The 19,433-nt window shown below is 74.1% G+C and carries 19 protein-coding genes and 1 pseudogene; 11 read left to right on the top strand and 9 right to left on the bottom strand.

Annotated elements, in window-relative coordinates; translation table 11 throughout:
- Nucleotides 1-98 precede the first annotated feature (98 nt).
- The 4 genes from ACWGL3_RS07605 (at nucleotide 99) to ACWGL3_RS07590 (ending at nucleotide 4,027) form a co-directional block, all read left to right on the top strand.
- Nucleotides 99-1,139 (top strand): iron-siderophore ABC transporter substrate-binding protein, encoded by a 1,041-nt coding sequence (locus tag ACWGL3_RS07605; protein WP_452461072.1) that lies wholly within the window; start codon nucleotides 99-101, stop codon nucleotides 1,137-1,139.
- Between the two features lie 70 nt (nucleotides 1,140-1,209).
- Nucleotides 1,210-2,175, top strand: a complete 966-nt coding sequence (locus ACWGL3_RS07600; RefSeq protein WP_344184089.1) for a FecCD family ABC transporter permease — start codon at nucleotides 1,210-1,212, stop codon at nucleotides 2,173-2,175.
- The gene (locus ACWGL3_RS07595; protein ID WP_267949085.1) at nucleotides 2,172-3,248 is read left to right on the top strand and encodes a FecCD family ABC transporter permease; all 1,077 of its coding nucleotides are present in this window, start codon (nucleotides 2,172-2,174) and stop codon (nucleotides 3,246-3,248) included. Before ACWGL3_RS07600 ends, ACWGL3_RS07595 begins: the two co-directional genes overlap by 4 nt.
- A complete protein-coding gene (locus tag ACWGL3_RS07590; protein WP_267949086.1) occupies nucleotides 3,245-4,027 on the top strand; it encodes an ABC transporter ATP-binding protein in 783 nt (260 codons plus the stop codon). The genes ACWGL3_RS07595 and ACWGL3_RS07590 overlap by 4 nt, the downstream gene beginning before the upstream one ends.
- A gap of 10 nt (nucleotides 4,028-4,037) precedes the next feature.
- Here the strand turns inward: ACWGL3_RS07590 and ACWGL3_RS07585 are convergent, their stop codons facing one another.
- Together ACWGL3_RS07585 and ACWGL3_RS07580 are read right to left on the bottom strand one after the other, a co-directional pair.
- Nucleotides 4,038-4,565: a GbsR/MarR family transcriptional regulator gene (locus ACWGL3_RS07585; protein WP_452461065.1), complete on the bottom strand. Its 528-nt coding sequence runs from the start codon at nucleotides 4,563-4,565 to the stop codon at nucleotides 4,038-4,040.
- Nucleotides 4,566-4,618: 53 nt separating this feature from the next.
- Nucleotides 4,619-5,215: a TetR/AcrR family transcriptional regulator gene (locus ACWGL3_RS07580; protein WP_267949088.1), complete on the bottom strand. Its 597-nt coding sequence runs from the start codon at nucleotides 5,213-5,215 to the stop codon at nucleotides 4,619-4,621.
- A gap of 77 nt (nucleotides 5,216-5,292) precedes the next feature.
- On the opposite strand from ACWGL3_RS07580, the gene ACWGL3_RS07575 reads away from it, so the two are divergent.
- From ACWGL3_RS07575 to ACWGL3_RS07565, 3 genes are all read left to right on the top strand, one after another.
- Nucleotides 5,293-5,709 (top strand): VOC family protein, encoded by a 417-nt coding sequence (locus ACWGL3_RS07575; RefSeq protein ID WP_267949089.1) that lies wholly within the window; start codon nucleotides 5,293-5,295, stop codon nucleotides 5,707-5,709.
- A 77-nt stretch (nucleotides 5,710-5,786) separates the two neighbouring features.
- Nucleotides 5,787-6,626, top strand: a complete 840-nt coding sequence (locus ACWGL3_RS07570; RefSeq protein WP_344184088.1) for a VOC family protein — start codon at nucleotides 5,787-5,789, stop codon at nucleotides 6,624-6,626.
- A 104-nt stretch (nucleotides 6,627-6,730) separates the two neighbouring features.
- A complete protein-coding gene (locus tag ACWGL3_RS07565; protein WP_267949090.1) occupies nucleotides 6,731-7,345 on the top strand; it encodes a TetR/AcrR family transcriptional regulator in 615 nt (204 codons plus the stop codon).
- 216 nt (nucleotides 7,346-7,561) lie between these two features.
- Here the strand turns inward: ACWGL3_RS07565 and ACWGL3_RS07560 are convergent, their stop codons facing one another.
- From ACWGL3_RS07560 to ACWGL3_RS07545, 4 genes are read right to left on the bottom strand one after another with little or no spacing between them, the layout of a single operon-like run.
- Nucleotides 7,562-8,773 carry an acyl-CoA dehydrogenase family protein gene (locus ACWGL3_RS07560; protein WP_267949091.1) on the bottom strand — a complete coding sequence of 404 codons (1,212 nt, stop codon included), beginning with the start codon at nucleotides 8,771-8,773 and terminating at the stop codon, nucleotides 7,562-7,564.
- The gene (locus ACWGL3_RS07555; RefSeq protein ID WP_267949092.1) at nucleotides 8,773-9,795 is read right to left on the bottom strand and encodes a phosphotransferase family protein; all 1,023 of its coding nucleotides are present in this window, start codon (nucleotides 9,793-9,795) and stop codon (nucleotides 8,773-8,775) included. Before ACWGL3_RS07555 ends, ACWGL3_RS07560 begins: the two co-directional genes overlap by 1 nt.
- Nucleotides 9,792-10,568, bottom strand: coding sequence for an SDR family oxidoreductase (locus ACWGL3_RS07550; RefSeq protein WP_267949093.1), 777 nt, complete (start codon nucleotides 10,566-10,568; stop codon nucleotides 9,792-9,794). The genes ACWGL3_RS07555 and ACWGL3_RS07550 overlap by 4 nt, the downstream gene beginning before the upstream one ends.
- A 1-nt stretch (nucleotide 10,569) precedes the next feature.
- Nucleotides 10,570-11,325: an SDR family oxidoreductase gene (locus ACWGL3_RS07545; protein WP_267949094.1), complete on the bottom strand. Its 756-nt coding sequence runs from the start codon at nucleotides 11,323-11,325 to the stop codon at nucleotides 10,570-10,572.
- Nucleotides 11,326-11,476: 151 nt separating this feature from the next.
- Between ACWGL3_RS07545 and ACWGL3_RS07540 the strand changes: the two genes are divergently transcribed.
- The gene (locus ACWGL3_RS07540; protein ID WP_267949095.1) at nucleotides 11,477-11,770 is read left to right on the top strand and encodes a GNAT family N-acetyltransferase; all 294 of its coding nucleotides are present in this window, start codon (nucleotides 11,477-11,479) and stop codon (nucleotides 11,768-11,770) included.
- Between the two features lie 144 nt (nucleotides 11,771-11,914).
- Here the strand turns inward: ACWGL3_RS07540 and ACWGL3_RS07535 are convergent, their stop codons facing one another.
- Nucleotides 11,915-12,871, bottom strand: coding sequence for a quinone oxidoreductase family protein (locus tag ACWGL3_RS07535; protein WP_330158200.1), 957 nt, complete (start codon nucleotides 12,869-12,871; stop codon nucleotides 11,915-11,917).
- A gap of 166 nt (nucleotides 12,872-13,037) precedes the next feature.
- Here ACWGL3_RS07535 and ACWGL3_RS07530 point away from each other — a divergent pair, with 166 nt between their 5' ends.
- Together ACWGL3_RS07530 and ACWGL3_RS07525 are read left to right on the top strand one after the other, a co-directional pair.
- Nucleotides 13,038-14,540: a carboxylesterase/lipase family protein gene (locus ACWGL3_RS07530; protein ID WP_267949097.1), complete on the top strand. Its 1,503-nt coding sequence runs from the start codon at nucleotides 13,038-13,040 to the stop codon at nucleotides 14,538-14,540.
- Nucleotides 14,541-14,613: 73 nt separating this feature from the next.
- A complete protein-coding gene (locus ACWGL3_RS07525) occupies nucleotides 14,614-15,360 on the top strand; it encodes a GTP pyrophosphokinase (protein WP_267949098.1) in 747 nt (248 codons plus the stop codon).
- Between the two features lie 208 nt (nucleotides 15,361-15,568).
- Here ACWGL3_RS07525 and ACWGL3_RS07520 read toward each other — a convergent pair.
- A pseudogene (locus ACWGL3_RS07520) lies at nucleotides 15,569-15,664 on the bottom strand (cupin domain-containing protein); the annotation flags it as partial.
- A 186-nt stretch (nucleotides 15,665-15,850) separates the two neighbouring features.
- Here ACWGL3_RS07520 and ACWGL3_RS07515 point away from each other — a divergent pair.
- The gene (locus ACWGL3_RS07515; protein WP_267949100.1) at nucleotides 15,851-16,318 is read left to right on the top strand and encodes a MarR family winged helix-turn-helix transcriptional regulator; all 468 of its coding nucleotides are present in this window, start codon (nucleotides 15,851-15,853) and stop codon (nucleotides 16,316-16,318) included.
- A gap of 226 nt (nucleotides 16,319-16,544) precedes the next feature.
- Here the strand turns inward: ACWGL3_RS07515 and ACWGL3_RS07510 are convergent, their stop codons facing one another.
- On the bottom strand, nucleotides 16,545-18,926 hold the full coding sequence (locus ACWGL3_RS07510; protein ID WP_452461064.1) for a Tex family protein: 2,382 nt from the start codon (nucleotides 18,924-18,926) through the stop codon (nucleotides 16,545-16,547).
- Nucleotides 18,927-19,433 lie beyond the last annotated feature (507 nt).

Genomic DNA, 19,433 nt, shown 5'->3' with positions numbered 1-19,433 from the left:
CGTCCTCCGTGTTTCCCCTCGGGGCCGATAGCCCCTGCGCGGAACGGGCCCGCCGGGTACGACGCGGCCACCCTCATGACGAAGAAAGCAGTGTGAGCATGGCCTCCACCTTCCACCGCGCCAGCGGCATCGGACTCACCGCCCTCCTCGCCCTCGGCCTCACGGCCTGCGGCGGCGCCGAGGAGGACACCGGCGGGAGCGGCGGCGGGAGCGGCGGCACGGCGGGCGGCGCGTTCCCGGTCAGCATCGAGAGCGCCCTCGGCACCGCCGAGATCCCCGAGCAGCCCGAGCGCGTCGTCACCCTCGGGCAGGGCTCGGCGGAGACCGCCATCGCCCTGGGCGTCGTCCCGGTCGGCGTCGAGAGCTACGAGTGGGGCAGCGACGGCACCGGGTACCTCCCCTGGATCCACGAGGCCGTCACCGGGTCCGGCGAGGAGCTGCCCGAGCAGTTCGCCGGCGCCGACGACATCGACTTCGAGGCGATCATCGAGCTGGCCCCCGACGTCATCCTCGCCCCCTGGTCCGGCGTCACCCAGGAGCAGTACGACATCCTGAGCGACATCGCCCCCACGGTCGCCTACCCCGAGCTCCCCTGGAGCACCGACTGGGACCAGCAGATCGAGATCATCGGCGAGGCGCTGGGGCAGCCCGAGGAGGCGCAGGGCCTCATCGGGGACATCGAGACCCAGTTCGAGGAGGCGGCCGCGGCCAACGAGCAGTTCGCCGACCTCACCTTCTCCTACGTCTACACCGACGGCCCCGGCACGCTCGGCGTCTTCCTCCCCGACGAGCAGCGCGTCGCCATGGTGCGCGGCCTGGGCCTGACCGTCGACCCCGTCGTCGAGACCTTCCCCGAGACCGAGGGCACCGACTCCGCCATCATCGGCCTGGAGAACGCCGACCAGCTCGCCGACAGCGACCTGCTCTTCACGTTCTACACCGACGACGAGACGCGCGCCGAGATCGAGGCGCAGGACCTCTACGCGGCGATCCCCGCCGTCGAGAGCGGAGCCGTGGTCGCCGCCGAGGACACCTCCTTCGTCACCGCGTCCTCGATCATCAACCCGCTCACCGTCCCCTGGGTCATCGAGCGCTACGTGCCCATGATCGAAGAGGCCGCGGCCAACGCCGACAGCTGATCCCACCGACAGGGCGAACGTGAAGACACTCACGGCTCCGTCCCGCCCGGGCCCCGCCCGCGCCGTGCTCATGCTCGGCGCGGGCGCCGCGGCCCTCGCCGGGGCGGTCCTCCTCAGCCTCGTCATGGGCAGCAAGCCCACCTCCCCCACGGAGGTGTGGCAGGTGCTGACGGGCGGGGCGGACCCCTTCACCACCACCGTGGTGGAGAGCCGCTACCCCCGTACCCTCCTCGGCATCGTCGCCGGGGCGGCCCTCGCCCTGGCGGGCACCCTCATGCAGGGCATCACACGCAACCCCCTCGCCGACCCGGGCCTCCTGGGCGTCAACGCGGGCGCCGCCGCCGCGGTGGTCACCGCCACCGCGCTGCTCGGCCCCACCTCCGTCGCCGGCACGGTCTGGTGGGCGCTGCCCGGCGCACTCGCCGCCGGACTGGCCGCCTACACCGTGGGCAGCCGGGGCGGCGACGGCGGGCTGGTGCGCCTCGTCCTGGCCGGAGCGGTGGTCTCCGCCGTGCTCAACGCCTACGTCCAGGCGGTGGCGCTGAGCATGCCCGAGACCTTCGACAGCTACCGCTACTGGGTCGTCGGCTCCCTGGGCGGACGCGGCTACGACGTCGTCCTGTCCGTGCTGCCCGTCATCGGCGTCGGCGTCCTGCTGGCGTTCCTCGTCGCGGGCGGCCTCAACGCCCTGGCCCTGGGGGAGGAGGCGGCGATCGCCACGGGGGCGAACACCGTGTGGATCCGCTCGGCGGGGCTGGTCGCGGGCGCCGTGCTCGCCGCGGGGGCCACCGCGGCGGCGGGCCCCATCGCCTTCGTCGGCCTCGCCGTCCCCCACGTGGTGCGGGCCCTGGTCGGCGTGGACTTCCGCGTCCAGGTGCCCTTCGCCCTGCTGGTCGGACCCACCCTGCTGCTGGCCGCCGACGTCGTCGGCCGCACGATCGTCCGCCCCACGGAGCTGATGGTCGGCGTGGTCACCGCGTTCGTCGGCGCCCCCGTCCTGCTGTACGCGGTCAGGAAGATGCGGAGCGCCTCATGACCCGGTCCACCACCCGGACGCGGCGGCCGCGGCCGCCGCGCGGGGCCGCCCCGCCCGTGCTCGCGCTCGGGCCGGTCGCCCTGCCCGTCCACCCGCGCTCCGTGCTGTGCGCGGTCCTCCTCCTGGTGCTCGTGGCCGCCGCCGCGGCGGCCACCCTCGCCATGGGCAGGCTCGGCATCCCCCTCACCCGCCTGCCCGCCGTGGTCACGGGCGCGGGCGAGGCCACCGAGGCGTTCGTCCTCGGACGGCTGCGCGGCCCCCGCCTGGCCGTCGCCGTGGGCACCGGGGCCGCGCTCGGCCTGGCCGGCGCGCTCTTCCAGTCCGTCACCCGCAACCCGCTGGGCAGCCCGGACGTCATCGGCCTCGGGGCGGGGGCCGGGGCGGGGGCCGCCTTCGCCGCCCTCGTCCTGCCCGGCGTCGTCCCCGTGCCGATGGGCGCCCTCGCGGGAGCGGCCCTGGCCATGGCCGTGGTGGCCGCGGCCACCGGAACCGGGCTGCGCCACCCGGGGCGCCTCATCGTCGCCGGGATCGGCGTGGCCGCGATGGCCCAGGCGTTCACGCACTTCGTGGTGTCCGTGATGGCCCGCGACCAGGCCGGTGTCCTCTCCGCCTACGTCAACGGCAGCCTGGGCGCCAGGGCGTGGGAGCACGCCTGGACCATCTGGGCGGTCCTGCTCCTGGCACTGCCCTTCGTGGCGGCGCTGGCGGGCCCCGTCACCGTCAACGAGATGGGCGACGAGCTGGCCGACGCCCTCGGCGCGCGCGCCTCCGCGACCCGGACCGGGGCGGTCGTCCTGTCGGTGGTGCTCTCGGCCGCCGCCGTGAGCGTCGCCGGACCGATCGCGTTCGTGTCCTTGACCGCCCCGCAGATCGCCCGCAGGCTCAGCGGGGCCCCCGGCCCCAACCTTGCGCTGTCGGCCCTGGTCGGCGCGCTCCTGCTGGTGGCGGCCGACCTGGCCGTGCAGCAGTCGCCGGTGGGCGACGGACTGCCGGTCGGGATCTTCACCATGGGGTTCGGGGGCGTCTACCTGGGCTACCTGCTGGTTCGTGAATGGCGAAAGGGTGTGCTGTGAGTCCGGTACTGTCCGCGGAGGGCCTCACGCTGGGGTACGGGGCCGATCCGGTCGTGCGCGACCTGGACCTCGGTGTGGCCGAGGGGGAGTTCACCGTCATCGTCGGCCCCAACGGGTGCGGCAAGTCGACGCTGCTCAAGGCGCTGGGCCGGGTGAACAAGCCGATGTCGGGCCGGGTGCTCCTCAACGGCCAGGACATCCGGGGGCTGCGCGCCAAGGCGGTCGCCCGCCGGATGGCGCTCCTGCCGCAGAGCCCCGTCGCGCCGGAGGGCATCACCGTGCGCGCCCTCGCCGCTCGCGGGCGCTTCCCCCACCACACGCTGGTGCGGCAGTGGAGCCCCCGGGACGAGACGGCGATCTCCCGGGCACTGGAGCTCACCGGGCTGGCCGGCCTGGCCGACACCCAGGTCGGATCGCTCTCCGGCGGCCAGCGGCAGCGCGCGTGGGTGGCGATGGTCCTGGCGCAGGACACCGGCGTCCTGCTGCTGGACGAGCCGACCACGTTCCTGGACATCGCGCACCAGTACGACCTGCTGGAGCTGTTCGCCGACCTGCACCGCCAGGGGCGCACGATCGTCGCGGTCCTGCACGACCTGGCCCAGGCCGCCCGGTTCGCGACCCGCCTGGTCCTCATGGACGGGGGGAGGGTCGTCGCGGACGGCCCGCCCGGACAGGTCGTGACCGCGGCACTGGTGGAAGAGGTGTTCGGGCTGCCCTGCGACGTGGTGCCCGACCCGCGCACCAGCACGCCGCTGGTCATCCCGCACGAGCGCTCCTGAGGCGGCGCCCTCAGGCGCCTCCCCCGTTCGCCTCCCCCCGGTCCCGCCCGGCCTTGAACTCCTCCCAGTGGGACAGGAGGGTGTCGTGGTAGTCGTCCAGCCAGCTCATGTAGTCGTGCATGTTGCGCAGGCGGTTACGCGCGGGCGGGCTCAGGGAGGGGAGCCGCTCCAGCGCGGACGCCGCGAGGTCCCTCTGCCGGCGCAGGTAGGAGCGCTCGTTGCGCAGGAACCCGCCCCACACGTCCTCGTCCATGGCGACCAGCCGTGAGCGGCTGTCCGGCGCGCCGACCATCTCGACGAAGCCCATCTCGCGCAGGCGGCGCACGGACTGGGACACCGAGCCCCGGCTGACCCGGGCGCCGTCGGCGATCTCCTCGGCGCTCACCGCCTCGCGGTCGGCGAGGAGCAGGTAGCCCACGATGCGCCCCTCGGTCCTGGGGCGGCCCTGCGACTGCCAGTACTCCGAGAACCCGCGGACGAAGTCGTCCCGGAACCCCTCGTCCCCGTCCGTGTCCGCCGCCCCGGTGCTCTCCGCCATGGCAGCCACGATAGCGCCCGGACGTGCCCGGGCGTCCTCGGAAGCGGCCCGGGTCACGGCGAGCGCAGGGACTCCAGCATCCCCGAGAACGCGGCCCAGACGTCGTCCAGGTCGCCGGGGTCCCCGCTCCCGGCCAGCCACAGCGCGGCCTCGTTCATGGCCCCGGAGAGCAGGTGGGCCAGGGGCGGCACCGGCTGGGGGCGCAGGACCCCCGCCCGGACGAGGCCGGTGAGCGCCTCCCGGAGGTGTCGCGCGGACCCGGCCTCGTCCAGGGAGCGCCAGGTGCTCCACCCGAGCACGGCCGGCCCGTCCACCAGCATGATCCGCCGCACGTCCGGAGCCGTGCTCGCGGTGAGGAAGGCCCGGCAGCCCGCGGTCAGCTGGTCCCACGGGTCCCGCCGGGCGTCCGCGGCGGCCGCCACGGCGTCGGCGACCTCGCCCTGGACCTCCTCCAGGACGGCGCGGAAGAGGTCCGGCTTGCCCTCGAAGTGGTGGTAGAGGGCGCCCTTGGTGACGTCGGCCGCCGCCACGATCCCGCTCAGTCCCACGCCTGCGTACCCGTGCTCGGCGAACAGCCGGCGCCCCTCGCGCAGGAGGGCCCTCCTGGTGCGCTCGCGCTGCCTGGCCCGGCTCCCGGTCTCCGCGGTCATGTTCCCCCACCTGTTGACATACCGAAGGTACGCGAATAGCGTACTTCACATACCAAAGGTATGTGAAAGGCGGAGTCATGGAGCTCAGCGGTTTCTACCCGGTCATCGGCACCACCCGGATCCAGGAGGCCAGGGACTTCTACGTGGACCTGTTCGGCTTCGAGGAGACCTTCGCGGCCGACTGGTACGTCAGCCTGCGCCGCCCCGGGCCGCCCGACCGCGAGCTGGCACTGCTCGACCACCGCCACCCCACCGTCCCGGAGGGCTACCGCCGGCCGGCGCAGGGCGTGCTGCTCAACTTCGAGGTGGCGGACGTCGACGCGGAGTGGGAGCGCCTCGTCGTACGCGGCGGACTCCGCCCCGAGCTGGGGATCCGCACCGAGGACTTCGGGCAGCGGCACTTCATCGTGGCCGACCCCTCCGGGGTGCTCGTCGACGTCATCACGCCCGTCCCGCCCACGGGCGGCTACGAGGAGAACTACACCGACTCCTGACGGGGCCCTCCGCGCGGGAGGGGCCCGGACGGGTCTGGTCGGGCGCCCCTCGCGGGGGTACGGTCGGGTCGGTGGCAATGCCGACGGGACAGGGGGCGCACACCGTGGAGATGACACTGGACCAGGCCTCGCGACTGGCGTGGTCCGTCCACGCCGGGCAGGTGGACCGCGCCGGGCGCCCCTACAGCGAGCACGTGTTCGCGGTCCGCGACCTGCTGGCCCCCCACGGGGTGCACGCCCAGATGGCCGGGGTCCTGCACGACGTCCTGGAGGACACCCCCGTCACCGCCGACGACCTGCGCGGACGCGGCTGTCCCGAGGCGGTCGTCCGGGCGGTGGAGTCGGTGAGCCGGAGACCGGGGGAGTCCTACGGGGACCTGGTCCGACGGGCAGCGGCCGACCCCCTGGGGCGCCTGGTCAAGCTCGCCGACAACCGCCACAACTCCGACGAGGGACGACTGGCCGCGCTGCCCGCGGAGCAGGCGGACCGGCTGCGCGCCAAGTACGCACGCGCGCGGGAGATCCTGGAGGGCGGGCTGTCGGCGGTGCCGCCCCTGGGCGGTGCGGCGGGACCGGCCCCGGGGCCGGACCACAGGCGTCCCACGGGACCGGTGGCCACCCCCAGGTCCACCCTCGTGGTCATCTACACCGACCGCGCGGAGGAGTGCCGGTCCTTCTACACCGCTCTCGGTCTGGGCTTCCTCCGCGAACAGCACGGCCGGGGGGCCGTGCACCACGCGGCCGTGCTGGCCGACGGAGTGGTGTTCGAGATCTACCCGGCGACGGCCGAGCGCTCCACGGGCGCCGTCCGCCTGGGGTTCACCGTGAACGGCCGCCTCGCGACGCCTCCCCTGGAGCCCGGCCGCCACACGCTCACCGACCCCGACGGCCGCGCGGTGGACGTGGTCGCCGTCTGAGGGGCCGGGCGGGGCGCCCCGGCGTGTGCGCAAGGTACCAGCCGGTCGGTATGCTTGGCCGACGGGCGTCCTCAGGACGGCGGGGGCACGAAGTGAGGCAGGACATGGCGCGAGCACAGCAGGCGGTCGATCCGGGAACGGGCACCGGGTCCGTCCCCGAGAGGCTGCTGGGGGCGGCGACCAGGCTGTTCGCCGAGCGGGGCTACGAGGGGACCTCCGTCCAGGAGGTGGTCGTCGCCGCGGGCGTCACCAAGGGGGCGATGTACCACTACTTCGGGTCCAAGGACGACCTCCTCTACGAGGTCTACGCCCGGGTCCTGCGCATGCAGACCGAGCACCTGGTCCGGATCGCCGGGCGGGAGGCTCCGGTGGCCGAACGCGTCCACGCGGCCGCGGCCGACGTCATCGTCACCAGCATCGCCAACCTGGACGACACCGTCATCTTCTTCCGCTCCATGCACCAGCTCAGCGAGGAGAAGCAGCGCGCCGTGCGCGCCGAACGGCGCGGCTACCACGAGGTCTTCCGCGACATGGTGGCCCAGGGGCAGAGCGAGGGCGTCTTCCGCGACGACGTCTCCGCGGACCTGGTGGTCAACTACTTCTTCGGGTCGGTCCACCACCTGAGCACCTGGTACCACCCGGGCGGGCCGCTGACCGGCGAGGACGTCGGCCGCCACTTCGCCGACCTGCTCGTCGCGGGGCTGCGCCCGGCGTCCTGAGGACGCCGGACCCGGGACCCGGCGACGGGGGAGCCCGCGGCGCCCGCGGGGCGCCGCGGGCCGTGCTCCTCCGGGCCTCCGCCCCGTGCCCGGGTGTCCCACGGCGCGGGAGCCCCCGGCCGCCGTGCGCGTTCCCGGGGAACGAGGGCACACGCACAGCGACCTCCGGGGCGCCGCGGGCACCCGGGCCGTGCTCGTCCCGGGCCTTCCGTCGCGCTAGCGGTACTTGCGCAGCTCGGCCCGGCCCAGCGAGCGCAGGTGCACCTCGTCGGGGCCGTCGGCCAGCCGCAGGGAGCGCACGCCCGCCATCCAGCCGGCCAGCGGCAGGTCCTGGCTCACCCCGGCGGCCCCGTGCGCCTGGATCGCCTTGTCCATGATCCACTCCACCGTGCGCGGGGTGGCGATCTTGATCGCCTGGATCTCGGTGTGCGCGCCGCGGTTGCCGACCGTGTCCATCAGGTAGGCGGTCTTGAGCACCAGCAGCCGCAGCTGCTCGATCGACACGCGCGCCTCGGCGATCCACTCGCGGACCACGCCCTGCTCCGCCAGGGGCCGCCCGAACGCCACGCGGTCCAGCACGCGCCGGCAGGTGAGCTCCAGGGCCCGCTCGGCCATGCCGATGAGCCGCATGCAGTGGTGGATGCGGCCGGGGCCCAGCCGGGCCTGGGCGATGGCGAACCCCTCGCCCTCCCCGCCGACGAGGTTCTCCGCGGGCACCCGCACGTCCTCGAACAGGACCTCCGCGTGGCCGCCGTGGTCGCTGTCGTCGAAGCCGTACACGGACATGCCGCGCCGCACCGTCAGCCCCGGGGTGTCGCGCGGCACCAGCACCATGCTCTGCTGGCGGTGCCGGTCGGCGTCGGGGTCGGTCTTGCCCATCACGATGAAGACCGCGCACTCGGGGTTGAGCGCGCCGGTGATGAACCACTTGCGCCCGTTGACCACGTACTCGTCACCGTCACGGACAATGCTGGTGGTGATGTTGGTGGCGTCGGAGGAGGCCACCTCCGGCTCGGTCATCGCGAACGCCGAGCGGATGTCCGCGGCCAGCAGGGGTTCCAGCCAGCGCTTCTTCTGCTCGGGGGTGCCGAACATCGTCAGCACCTCCATGTTCCCGGTGTCGGGCGCCGCGCAGTTGAGCGCGGCGGGAGCCAGCCTCGGGCTGCGGCCGGTGATCTCGGCCAGCGGCGCGTACCGGAGGTTGTCCAACCCGCCGTGCTCCGGGTGTCCGGCCAGGAACAGGTTCCACAGCCCCTGTTCGCGCGCCCGAGCCTGGAGCTCGCGCACCACCGGCGCGGTCGACCACCGGTCCTCCCGCGCGGCGAGCTGTTCCTCCAGCACCGCCTCGGCCGGGTAGACGTGTTCGTCCATGAAGGCCAGCAGCCTCTGGCGAAGCTCCTCGGTCCCCTCGTCGTAGGCGAAGTCCATCAGTCCTCCTCGAGCATCGTGTGGGCGCGCTCCACCAGGGGGGCGACCACGTCGCCGATCCGGTCGAAGCCCGCGCCGACGGTCAGTCCCTTGCCGTGCCGGAAGTGGATGCCCTCGGCGATGACGGCGAGCTTGAAGCAGCCCAGGGCCACGTACCACGCGAGCCGGGACACGTCACGGCCGGTCGTGGCCGCGTACATCGCCACCAGCTCCTCCGGCGGGGGGAACCCCTCGGCGGACGTCGCCGGGACCCCGCCGATCCCGACGGGCTGCTGCTGGTACACGAGCATCAGGCCCAGGTCCACGAGCGGGTCGCCGAGCGTGGCCATCTCCCAGTCCAGCACCGCGGTGATGCGCCCCTCCGGGGTCGCCAGCACGTTGTCGAGCCGGTAGTCGCCGTGCACGACGGCGGGGGCCGACGGCTCGGGGAGGGTCGCGGCCAGCTTCGCGCGCAGTTCGTCGATCCCCGGGACGTCCCGGCTGCGCGAGGCCTCCCACTGCTTGCCCCACCTGCGCACCTGGCGTTCCAGGAACCCCTCCGGGCGGCCGAAGCCGCTCAGCCCGACCTCCTCGGGCACCACCGCGTGCAGCACGCCGAGGGTGGCGATGAGCTCCTCGGCGACCCTGCGGGCGGTGCCCGGCCCCAGCGGCGCGATCTCGTCCCGGGTCCGGAAGGGCGTTCCCCCCACGTACTCCATGACGTAGAAGGGCGCGCCCAGCACCTCCGGGTCCTCGCACAGGAGGTGGGTGCGGGGGACCGGTACCCCGGTGTCCCGCAGCGCGGTCATCACCCGGTACTCGCGGGACATGTCGTGGGCGGTCGCCAGCACGTGCCCGAGCGGGGGCCGGCGCACGACCCATTCGCCGGTCCCGTCGCGGACCACGTAGGTCAGGTTGGACCTGCCCCCCGCGACCACCCTTCCGCGCAGCGGTCCCGTGACCAGTCCCGGCCGTGCGGCGTCCAGGTGGGCGCGCAGGCGGTCCAGGTCCAGCCCCGGCAGGCCGGTTCGTTCGTCGCTCATGCGTTCCCCTCGAAGACCTTGGCCTGGAGGCGGCGCATCCCCGCGAGCCAGCGGTCGGTGTCGTTCGCCCTGGCGGCGTAGTGGTCGGCGACCCGGGGGTGGGGCAGGATCAGGAACCGCCTGTCGGCCAGGCCGGCCATCACGGCGTCCGCGACCTCCTCCGGGGTGATGGCCTCCGCCGCCAGGATGGCCTTGCCGGTGTCCCCGGACGCCTCCAGCAGGTTCGTGCGCACCCCGAGCGGGCAGACGCACTGGACGGTGATCCCGCGGTCCCCGTAGGTGGCCGACAGCCATTCGCCGAAGGACAGGGCGGCGTGCTTGGTCACCGAGTACGGCGCGCTGCCCAGCATCGTGAGCAGGCCGGCCGCCGAGACGGTGGACAGGAAGCGTCCGCTGCCCCGCTCCAGCCAGCCGGGCACCAGCTCCCGCGCGGCGCGCACGTGCGCCATGACGTTGACCTGCCAGGCCAGGTCCCAGTCCTGTTCGGAGGCCTCGGGGCCCCCGGCCACCCCCACCCCCGCGTTGGCGGCGTACAGGTCGATGGCGCCCAGGTGGGCCCCGGCCTCGGCGATGAGCGCGGTCACGCCCGCCTCGCTCGCGGCGTCGCCCGGGACCGCGACCCCGCCGATCTCCGCGGCCACGGCCTCGGCCGCGCCCGCGTCGATGTCGTTGACCACCACGCGCGCCCCGGCCCCGGCCAGCCTGCGCGCGATGGCGGCGCCGATGCCGTTGCCCGCGCCGGTGACGACCGCCCCGCTGTCGGTCAGGTCCATGTCACACGCCCCCGGTCAGGGTGACGCCGCCGTCGAGGACGAGCGTGCGGCCGGTGATCCAGGAGGCGTCGTCCGAGAGCAGGAACGCGACCGCGCCCGCGACGTCCTCGGGCACGCCGAGGCGGCCCAGGGGGTACTCGGCGGCGAGCTTCTCCTCGCGTCCCTCGTACAGGGCGGCGGCGAATCTGGTCTTGACCACGGCCGGGGCGACCCCGTTCACGCGGACTCCGGGGCCGAGTTCGACGGCGAGCTCCTCCGTGATGTGCAGGAGCATCGCCTTGGTGGCCCCGTAGAAGCCGATGCCGGGGGCCGGCTTGAGTCCGGCGACCGAGGAGACGTTGACGATCGCCCCTCCGTGCTCGGCCATCCAGGCCTTGTACGCCTTCTGCACCCACGAGATCGCGGACAGGGCGTTGACCTCGAAGATCTTGCGGGCGGCGTCCAGGTCCAGGTCCACCATCCGCCCGTACACCGGGTTGATGCCGGTGTTGTTGACGAACATGTCGACGCTGCCGAAGGCCTCCAGGGTCGCGGCGACGGCCTCGTCCTGGTGGCGCGGGTCGTCCGCCCGACCGGGCACGCCGATGGCGTGCCCGGGTCCGCCCAGGGCCTCGACGGCCTCCTGGAGGGGTTGGGGCTTGCGCGCGGTGACGCACACGCGCGCGCCCTCGTCGACGAGTCGCCGGGCGACGGCCAGGCCGATGCCGCGGCTCGCGCCGGTGACGATGGCGGTCCGGCCGCTGAACCGGGAAGTCATCACGTTCTCCTTAAACCGACTGGTCGGTATGCAACGGAGACTCTATGTCCCCGGAGGCGCGTGCCGCAAGGGGCGCGAGCGGCGCGGAAGCGGGACAATGGCGGCGCGGGCCACCGTCCCCCGCCTCCGAGCCACAGACAGAGGACTCCCCATGACAACCGACGTCGCCGACCGACCGGACCAGCGCCGATACGAGATCACCGCCGACGGCGAGACCGCCGGGTACGCCGAGTACATCCTCACCGGCGAGCTGGTCACCTTCACCCACACCGAGATCGACCCCGCCTTCGAGGGGCGGGGGCTGGGCGGCGCCCTGGTCCGCGGCGCGCTGGACGACGTGCGCTCGCGGGGCCTGGCGGTCCTGCCGCTGTGCCCGTTCGTCAAGGGCTGGATCCAGCGGCACCGCGAGTACGCCGACCTGGTCTACCGGTCCCCGTCCGAGTAGGCCGGCCGGGGGCCCGGGGCCGGCCCCCGCGGGACCTGCGGCCCCGCGGGCCCCGCCGGGGTGGCGGCCGAACGCGCCGGGCCCTGCCGAACTGGTGAATCTACGTCGTAAAGGCAGTGCTCGACCTGTGGCCGCCCGGGGGGATCACGCCCGGGGGTCGAGGGTGAGCTTGCCGGTCGTGCCCCTGGACCGCAGCGCCTCGTGCGCCCGGCGGGCCTCGGCGAGCGGATAGGTCCCGCCGAGCACCGGCTTCAGGTTCCCGGCGGCCACCAGGGAGAAGAGCTCCGCCATCGCCGTCCCCATGACCTCGCCGGGCAGCCGCCACACGTGGGGCAGCCACATGCCGCCCACCGTGGTGGAGTACTTCATCAGGTTGGCCGGCTGGACCGGGCTGGGCAGCTCGCGGGAGGCCATCCCGTAGAACGCCAGGCGGCCGAACGGGGCGAGGGCCCGCACGCTCTCGTCCGTCACCCGGCCGCCGACCATGTCCAGCACGACGTCCACCCGGCGTCCGCCGTTGGCCTCGATCAGGGCCTCGGTCATGTCCGGCGCCGAGGAGTCCACGACGGCGTCCGCGCCCAGCTGCAGCGCCAGTTCGCGCTTCTCCGCGCTGCTCGCCACCGCGACGACCCGTCCCGCGCCGAACCGCTTGGCGAGCTGGACGGCGAGCGTGCCCACGCCCCCGCCCGCCGCGTGCACCACGACCGACTCGCCGGGGTCCAGCCGAGCCGTCTTGCTCAGCAGGACCCACGCGGTGGCGCCCTGGACGACCAGGGCGAGGGCGTCGTCGTCGGTCACCTCGTCGGGGATCTCGAAGCTCATGCCGGGGGCCGCGGTGGCCCGCTCGGCGTAGCCGCCGCTGGAGGACAGGGCGACGACCCTGTGGCCGTCCGGGGTGAGCCCGGCGATCTCCATGCCGGGCACGAGGGGGAGGGACGCGGGCGACAGGTAGCTGTTCTCCGCCTGGTGGGTGTCGGCGTAGTTGACGCCCGAGCGGGTGACGTCGACGAGCACCTCGCCGGGGCCGGGCTCGGGGTCGGGCAGTTCCGCGAGTTCGAGGACCTCGGGGCCGCCGAACTCGGTGATCTGGATGGCGCGCATGGGGACCCTTCGTTCGTGTGCTCATACCGACCGGGTGGTATGTTACCGGCCGCCGTGCGGGCGGAGCGTCCGGCCCGCCGGAGACGGAGGGGTGGGGCCGGGGGGCTTGCGCGCCTATACCTAACGTTGTTAGGTGGGGGTGTCGTGAACCGAGGGAAGGACGCACGTGGACGCCGAGCACACAGTGAGGACGAGGGCCGGACGGGTCCGGGGCACCGTCTCCCAGCGATCCGAGAACGGCGGGGTCACCGTCCACCGCGGCATCCCCTACGCCGCGGCGCCGTTCGGCGACCTCCGCTTCTCGGCGCCCGCCCCCGCACCCGCCTGGGACGGCGTCCGCGACTGCACCGCCTTCGGCCCGCCGCCCCCGCAGGGCGCCCAGCTCCTCGGCGCCGCGCCCTGGAACGCGCGGATGTCCCCGGACTGCCTCTCGCTCACCGTGTGGTCCGCCGCGCGCGAGGGCGACCGCGCGCCCGTCCTGGTGTGGATCCACGGCGGCGCGTACATCGTCGGGGCCTCCTCCGAGGCCGCCTACGACGGCACCGGGCTGGCCGAGAGCGGCCTCGTGGTCGTCGGCGTCAACTACCGGGTCGGCTTCGAGGGCTTCGGCCACGTGCCGGGCCGCCCCGACAACCGGGGCCTGCTCGACCAGGCGGCCGCGCTGCGCTGGGTGCGCGACAACGTCGCGGCCTTCGGCGGCGACCCGGACAACGTCACGGTCGCGGGGGAGTCGGCCGGAGCCGGGTCCGTGGTGTGCCTCATGGCCTCCCCCGTCGCCGACGGGCTCTTCCGCCGGGCGATCGCGCACAGCGTCCCCGGAGACATGATCACCCCGGACACCGCCCGCTCGGTCTCGGAGCGCGTGGCCGGGGCCGCCGGGGTGCCCCTGGACGCCGACGCCCTCGCCGCGCTCGCGCCGGAGGCGGTGCTGGAGGCCGTCGACACCGTGCTCTCCGCCCCGTCCGGCTCCTCCGGCGGCGTGCGCGCCAAGGCCTTCACCTGCTTCGCCCCCGTCGTCGGAGGGCCCGAGCTGCCCCTGCCCCCGCTGGAGGCGGTCGCCGGCGGAGCGGCGGCCGGGGTGGACCTGCTCACCGGCCACAACGCCCACGAGTACCGGCTGTTCACCGAACTGGGGCAGAGCGTGGAGATCGACGACGAGTCGGCCCTCGAGCTGACAGCGGCCCGCCTGGGGCTCGGGGAGGGCGCGGTCGCCGCCTACCGGGCGGCGGACCCCGGGGCCTCCCCGCGCCTGCTGTACGCCGCCATCCAGGGCGACGCCGTGTTCGGCGAGTACACGGTGCGCCTCGCCGAGGCGCACGCCTCCGGCGGGGGACGCGCGCACCTCTTCCGGCTGGCCTTCGAGAGCCCCGCCCTGGGCGGCCGGCTGGGGGCCTGCCACGCGCTGGACCTGCCGTTCGCGTTCGGCAACCTGGACACGGACCTCGCGCTGTTCCTCCTCGACGGCAAGCCCACCGAGGCCCACACGGCCCTGTCCGGGCGCATGGTGGCGGCCTGGCGCGACTTCGCCGCCACGGGGGACCCGGGGTGGCCCGCCGTGACCGCCGGCGCCACCGCGGTGAAGGTGTGGGACGTCGAGGACGCGCTCGGCTCCGCGGACGCGGAGCCCCTGCGCGCGCTCTGGTCGGAGATCCCCCTCACGCCCAGGTAGGAGCGCCCGGCCGCCCCGTGCCCACTGCGACCCTGGCGCTAGCATGAGGCTACGGGGACACGGGGGGTGGCCGATGGTGGGGGACGACGACGTGTCCAAGGCGTTGTCGGAGGCGCGCGACGACGTGGCGCGCTTCCTGATGTCGTACAAGTTCGCCATCGACACCACGATGGCGAAGGTGAACATCCTCAACGAGGAGTTCCGCTACGTCCACGACCACAACCCGATCGAGCACGTCAGCTCGCGGCTGAAGTCGCCCGCCAGCATCATGGAGAAGGCGCGCCGCCGGAACTGCTCGCTGGACCTTGGGGACATCCGGGCCACCATCCTGGACATCGCCGGTATCCGCATCACCTGCAGCTTCGTCTCGGACGTGTACACGATCCGGGACATGCTGGCCGGGCACGAGGACATCCGGGTGACGGAGGTCAAGGACTACGTCGAGGCGCCCAAGGCCAACGGCTACCGCAGCCTGCACCTGCTGGTCGAGACGCCGGTGCGGATGTCCGACCGCACCGAGCAGGTCCCGGTGGAGATCCAGATCCGCACGATCGCGATGGACTTCTGGGCGAGCCTGGAGCACAAGATCTACTACAAGTACGCCAAGGACGTGCCCCGGGACCTGCTCGACGAGCTGAGGGAGGCGGCGGAGACCGCCAACCGGCTCGACGTCACGATGGAGCGCCTGCACAACGAGGTCCGCGAGCTCGGGGACGGGACCGAAGACCGCCTTCCCGGCCCGGAGGAGCTGCGGGCGCTCCCGGTGGCCGAGGACCTGCTCCGCGCCCTGAGCGACCGGGTGCGCGGCGCGAGCGGCTGAGCGCCGCCCGGTCCACGGTGTCATGGGGGCGGGGCCTCCGGGTCACTCGGCCCAGGGCAGGGGGACGGTTCCCTCCTGCCCGACCACAGACGCCCGGCCGCCGGGAACCATGCACACCAGTGCCTCGCCCGGCCCCCTCGCCGGTCTGTATCCTGCGCACCGCGCCGGCGGGGATGACCGCCGCCTGGCCGGCGGCCATCTCGGCCTCCTCCCCGTCGACGCTGACCTCGAACCGTCCGGAGACGGGCATCCACACCTGGTCGCGGTCGATCACGTGCTCGGGCGAGGCCGCGCCCGGCGCCATCCGTACCCGCCAGGTACTCAACCGGTGGCTGCCCCGGCTGGGACCGGCCAGAGCGGACATGACGCCGGCCGGGGTCGTGGTGGTGCGGGTGTCGCTCTCGGTGACGATCAGCAAGGGTCCTCCTGAGTAAACTAGCTTTACTCCTGTGAGTAAAGTCGCTTGACTCGGATGTGTCAAGATGGGTGCATGAACGACCCGCTGGAGCGCACCGAACTGACCTTCCTGCTGGGCATGGCCTTCCAGCTGGTGCTCACCGAGTTCGTGCGCGAGGTCGAGGCCGCGGGTTACGAGGAGCTCCGGCCGATCCACGGGCTCGCCTTCCAGGTGCTTCGGCACGGGGGAGCGACCAGCTCGGAGCTGGCCGAACGCCTGGGCGTGACCAAGCAGGCCGCCGGTCAGATCGTGGCCTACCTCGAGGAGCGCGGCTACGTGCGGCGGGTGGAGCACGCCGAGGGGGGTCGGCGCCGCCTGGTGGTGCTCACCGACCGGGCCGAGAAGCACCTCGCTGTGGCGGGACGCGTCATGCGCGAGCTGGAGGCGCGGGTCGGCGAGCGACTGGGCCCGGATGAGCTCACACTCCTGCGGACCGAGCTGGCCGGGCTCATCCGGGGACTGGCCGGGGCAGACCTGCCCCCGCTGCGCCCCATCTGGTGACCACCCCGAACGCACGAGGGGGAGGGGTCCGTTCAGACCCCTCCCCCTCCTGTCAGGCTGTCACACCGCCGTCCTCCGGGCCGCCTGCCCGGGTGCACCCGCGGGCGGGACCCCCTGCGCGCTCCGGTGCTCCTCGGGCCACCCGGGCGCACCCACAGCAGGGCGCCGTTCGCCCGAGCACAGGTCCGCGGTGAGGACGCCCGCTCGCAAACACCCTCCCGGGCGGCTACTTGCCCAGGCCCGCGCGGCGCAGCGCCTCGGCCATCGCCCCCTGGGGCGCGGGGGCGCTGCGGTTGTTCTGGCCGCCGCCCCGTCGGCCGCCGTCGGCCTTCGGGGCGCCGCCGCGTTCGCCGTTCCCGCCGCCGCGGCGGCGGTCCCCGCCCCGGCCGCCGCGCTCCTCGCGCCCGCCCGGGGCCGGGGCCGCGTCGTCCAGGCGCATGGTCAGCGAGATGCGCTTGCGCGGGATGTCGACGTCCTGCACCTTGACCTTGACGATGTCGCCCGGCTTGACCACCTCGCGCGGGTCCTCGACGAACTTGTCCGAGAGCGCCGACACGTGGACCAGGCCGTCCTGGTGCACGCCCACGTCCACGAACGCGCCGAAGGCGGCGACGTTGGTGACCACGCCCTCCAGGACCATGCCCTGCTCCAGGTCCGACAGCTTCTCGACGCCCTCCTTGAAGGTCGCGGTGGTGAAGGCCGGGCGCGGGTCGCGTCCCGGCTTCTCCAGCTCGGCGAGGATGTCGGTGACCGTCGGCAGGCCGAAGGTGTCGTCCACGAACTCCTCGGGGCGCACCTTGGACAGGACCGCCTTGTCGCCGATCAGCGTCGGCAGGTCCGTCCCCACGCGGTCCAGGATGCGCCGCACCACCGGGTAGGCCTCGGGGTGCACGGCCGAGGTGTCCAGCGGGTCGTCGCCGCCGGGCACGCGCAGGAAGCCCGCGCACTGCTCGAACGCCTTGGGGCCCAGCCGCGGCACGGACCGCAGGGCGTCCCGGCTCCGGAACGGGCCGTTGGCGTCCCGGTGGGAGACGATGTTGCGCGCCAGGGTCGAGGTCACGCCGGACACGCGGGTGAGCAGCGGCACGGACGCGGTGTTGACGTCCACGCCCACGCCGTTGACGCAGTCCTCGACCACGGCGTCCAGGGAGCGCGACAGCTTGGCCTCGGCCAGGTCGTGCTGGTACTGGCCCACCCCGATCGACTTGGGGTCGATCTTGACCAGCTCCGCCAGGGGGTCCTGGAGGCGGCGGGCGATGGAGGCGGCGCCGCGCAGCGACACGTCCAGGTCGGGCAGCTCCTCGGAGGCGTAGGCGGAGGCCGAGTACACGGACGCCCCGGCCTCCGACACCATCACCTTGGTGAGCCCGAGATCGGGGTGGAGCCGGAGCAGGTCGGCGGCGAGCTTGTCGGTCTCGCGCGAGGCGGTGCCGTTGCCGATGGCGATCAGCTCGACGGCGTGCGCCGCGCACAGCCTGGCCAGGGAGGCGAGGGAGGCGTCCCAGGCGTGGCGGGGCGCGTGCGGGAAGATCGTGTCGGTGGCGACCACCTTGCCGGTGGCGTCGGTGACCGCGACCTTCACGCCGGTGCGCAGACCGGGGTCCAGACCCAGGGTGGAGCGGCTGCCGGCCGGGGCGGCGAGCAGGAGGTCGCGCAGGTTGGCGGCGAACACGTTGACGCCGTCGTCCTCGGCCTGCTGCCACAGCCGCATCCGCACGTCGATGTCCAGGCGCACCAGGATGCGTGTGCGCCACGCCCAGCGGACGGTGTCCTGGAGCCACCGGTCGCCGGGGCGGCCCCGGTCCACGATCCCGAAGCGGTGGGCGATGGCGTTCTCGTAGGTGCTGCGGGGCGTCGTGCCGTCGGCGTTCGCGGCCGGGGGCTCCTCGGGCTCCAGGGTGAGGGTGAGCACCTCCTCCTTCTCGCCCCGGTACATGGCCAGGACCCGGTGGGAGGGCAGCTTGGTGAGCGGCTCGGAGAAGTCGAAGTAGTCGGCGAACTTGGCGCCGGCCTCCTCCTTGCCCTCGCGCACGGCCGACCCCAGGCGCCCCTTCTCCCACAGCCGCTCCCGCAGGACCCCGGTGAGGTCGGCGTCCTCGGCGAAGCGCTCGACCAGGATGGCGCGGGCGCCGTCCAGCGCGGCCTTGACGTCGGCCACCTCGCGGTCCGGGTCGACGAAGGCGGCGGCGGCCTCCTGGGGGTCCTGCCCCGGGTCGTCCAGCAGCCCCTCGGCCAGGGGTTCGAGCCCCGCCTCGCGTGCGATCTGCGCCTTGGTCCGGCGCTTGGGCTTGTAGGGGAGGTAGATGTCCTCCAGACGGGCCTTGGAGTCGGCTGCGTTGATGCGCGCCTCCAGCTCGTCGTCCAGTTTGCCCTGGCCGCGGATCGACTCCAGGATCGCGGTCCGGCGCTCGGCCAGCTCGCGCAGGTAGCGCAGGCGTTCCTCGAGGGCGCGCAGCTGGGCGTCGTCCAGCGCGCCGGTGGCCTCCTTGCGGTAACGCGCGATGAAGGGCACGGTCGATCCGCTGTCGAGGAGTCCGACGGCGGCGGTGACCTGGTGTGCGCCCACGCCGAGTTCCTCGGCGATGCGCTGGTCGATCGTGGGTGTCACAGGGGTCGTCACTGTCTTAACGTCCACTCTCTGGCTGTTCGGTGCGGGGACATTCTCGTGGCGGGGGAGGACATTGTCATCCCGGTGCGTCCCCGCGTCCCAGGTTCCCGCACTGTGGCGACGGTCGCGTCCCGCGGCGCCGGGGCGCGGGCATGCGCGGCGCGGATCCGCTCCCGGGGCGGCTCCGCGGGTGTCCGCTGTGTGCGGTCCTGCGCGGTGTGCCGGTTTCCTGCCGGTGCGTTCCCGCCGCGGGCACGGGCGGCTCCGGGCGGCCCGTGCGTTCGGGCGGTGCGGGGCCGGGCCGCCCCGGCGGGGGCGCGGCGCGGGCGGCCGCGGTGCGTCGCGGGCCGGCGCCCGGGGGCGTTCGCCCGAAGGGGAGGGTGCGCAGGCCCTGCCGCGGGCGGCGTCTTTGCGGTCGGGGCCGCGTTCGTTCACGGAGGGTGGCGGCGGGCCGGCTCTGCGGGGGAGGGGCGCCCGGCGGGCCGTGGGGCCGTCGCCGGGGGACCG

The organism is Nocardiopsis sp. NPDC055824 (assembly GCF_053616335.1).
This window is presented reverse-complemented; position numbering and strand designations above follow the sequence as displayed.

Coding starts and splice junctions, on each gene's coding strand:
- ACWGL3_RS07605 (WP_452461072.1), top strand. CDS start 99: ATGGCCTCCACCTTCCACCGCGCCAGCGGCATCGGACTCACCGCCCTC.
- ACWGL3_RS07600 (WP_344184089.1), top strand. CDS start 1,210: ATGCTCGGCGCGGGCGCCGCGGCCCTCGCCGGGGCGGTCCTCCTCAGC.
- ACWGL3_RS07595 (WP_267949085.1), top strand. CDS start 2,172: ATGACCCGGTCCACCACCCGGACGCGGCGGCCGCGGCCGCCGCGCGGG.
- ACWGL3_RS07570 (WP_344184088.1), top strand. CDS start 5,787: ATGCCGACGGGACAGGGGGCGCACACCGTGGAGATGACACTGGACCAG.
- ACWGL3_RS07545 (WP_267949094.1), bottom strand. CDS start 11,325: ATGACTTCCCGGTTCAGCGGCCGGACCGCCATCGTCACCGGCGCGAGC.
- ACWGL3_RS07585 (WP_452461065.1), bottom strand. CDS start 4,565: ATGGCGGAGAGCACCGGGGCGGCGGACACGGACGGGGACGAGGGGTTC.
- ACWGL3_RS07575 (WP_267949089.1), top strand. CDS start 5,293: ATGGAGCTCAGCGGTTTCTACCCGGTCATCGGCACCACCCGGATCCAG.
- ACWGL3_RS07525 (WP_267949098.1), top strand. CDS start 14,614: ATGGTGGGGGACGACGACGTGTCCAAGGCGTTGTCGGAGGCGCGCGAC.
- ACWGL3_RS07565 (WP_267949090.1), top strand. CDS start 6,731: ATGGCGCGAGCACAGCAGGCGGTCGATCCGGGAACGGGCACCGGGTCC.
- ACWGL3_RS07515 (WP_267949100.1), top strand. CDS start 15,851: ATGAACGACCCGCTGGAGCGCACCGAACTGACCTTCCTGCTGGGCATG.
- ACWGL3_RS07555 (WP_267949092.1), bottom strand. CDS start 9,795: ATGAGCGACGAACGAACCGGCCTGCCGGGGCTGGACCTGGACCGCCTG.
- ACWGL3_RS07535 (WP_330158200.1), bottom strand. CDS start 12,871: ATGCGCGCCATCCAGATCACCGAGTTCGGCGGCCCCGAGGTCCTCGAA.
- ACWGL3_RS07580 (WP_267949088.1), bottom strand. CDS start 5,215: ATGACCGCGGAGACCGGGAGCCGGGCCAGGCAGCGCGAGCGCACCAGG.
- ACWGL3_RS07560 (WP_267949091.1), bottom strand. CDS start 8,773: ATGGACTTCGCCTACGACGAGGGGACCGAGGAGCTTCGCCAGAGGCTG.
- ACWGL3_RS07550 (WP_267949093.1), bottom strand. CDS start 10,568: ATGGACCTGACCGACAGCGGGGCGGTCGTCACCGGCGCGGGCAACGGC.
- ACWGL3_RS07540 (WP_267949095.1), top strand. CDS start 11,477: ATGACAACCGACGTCGCCGACCGACCGGACCAGCGCCGATACGAGATC.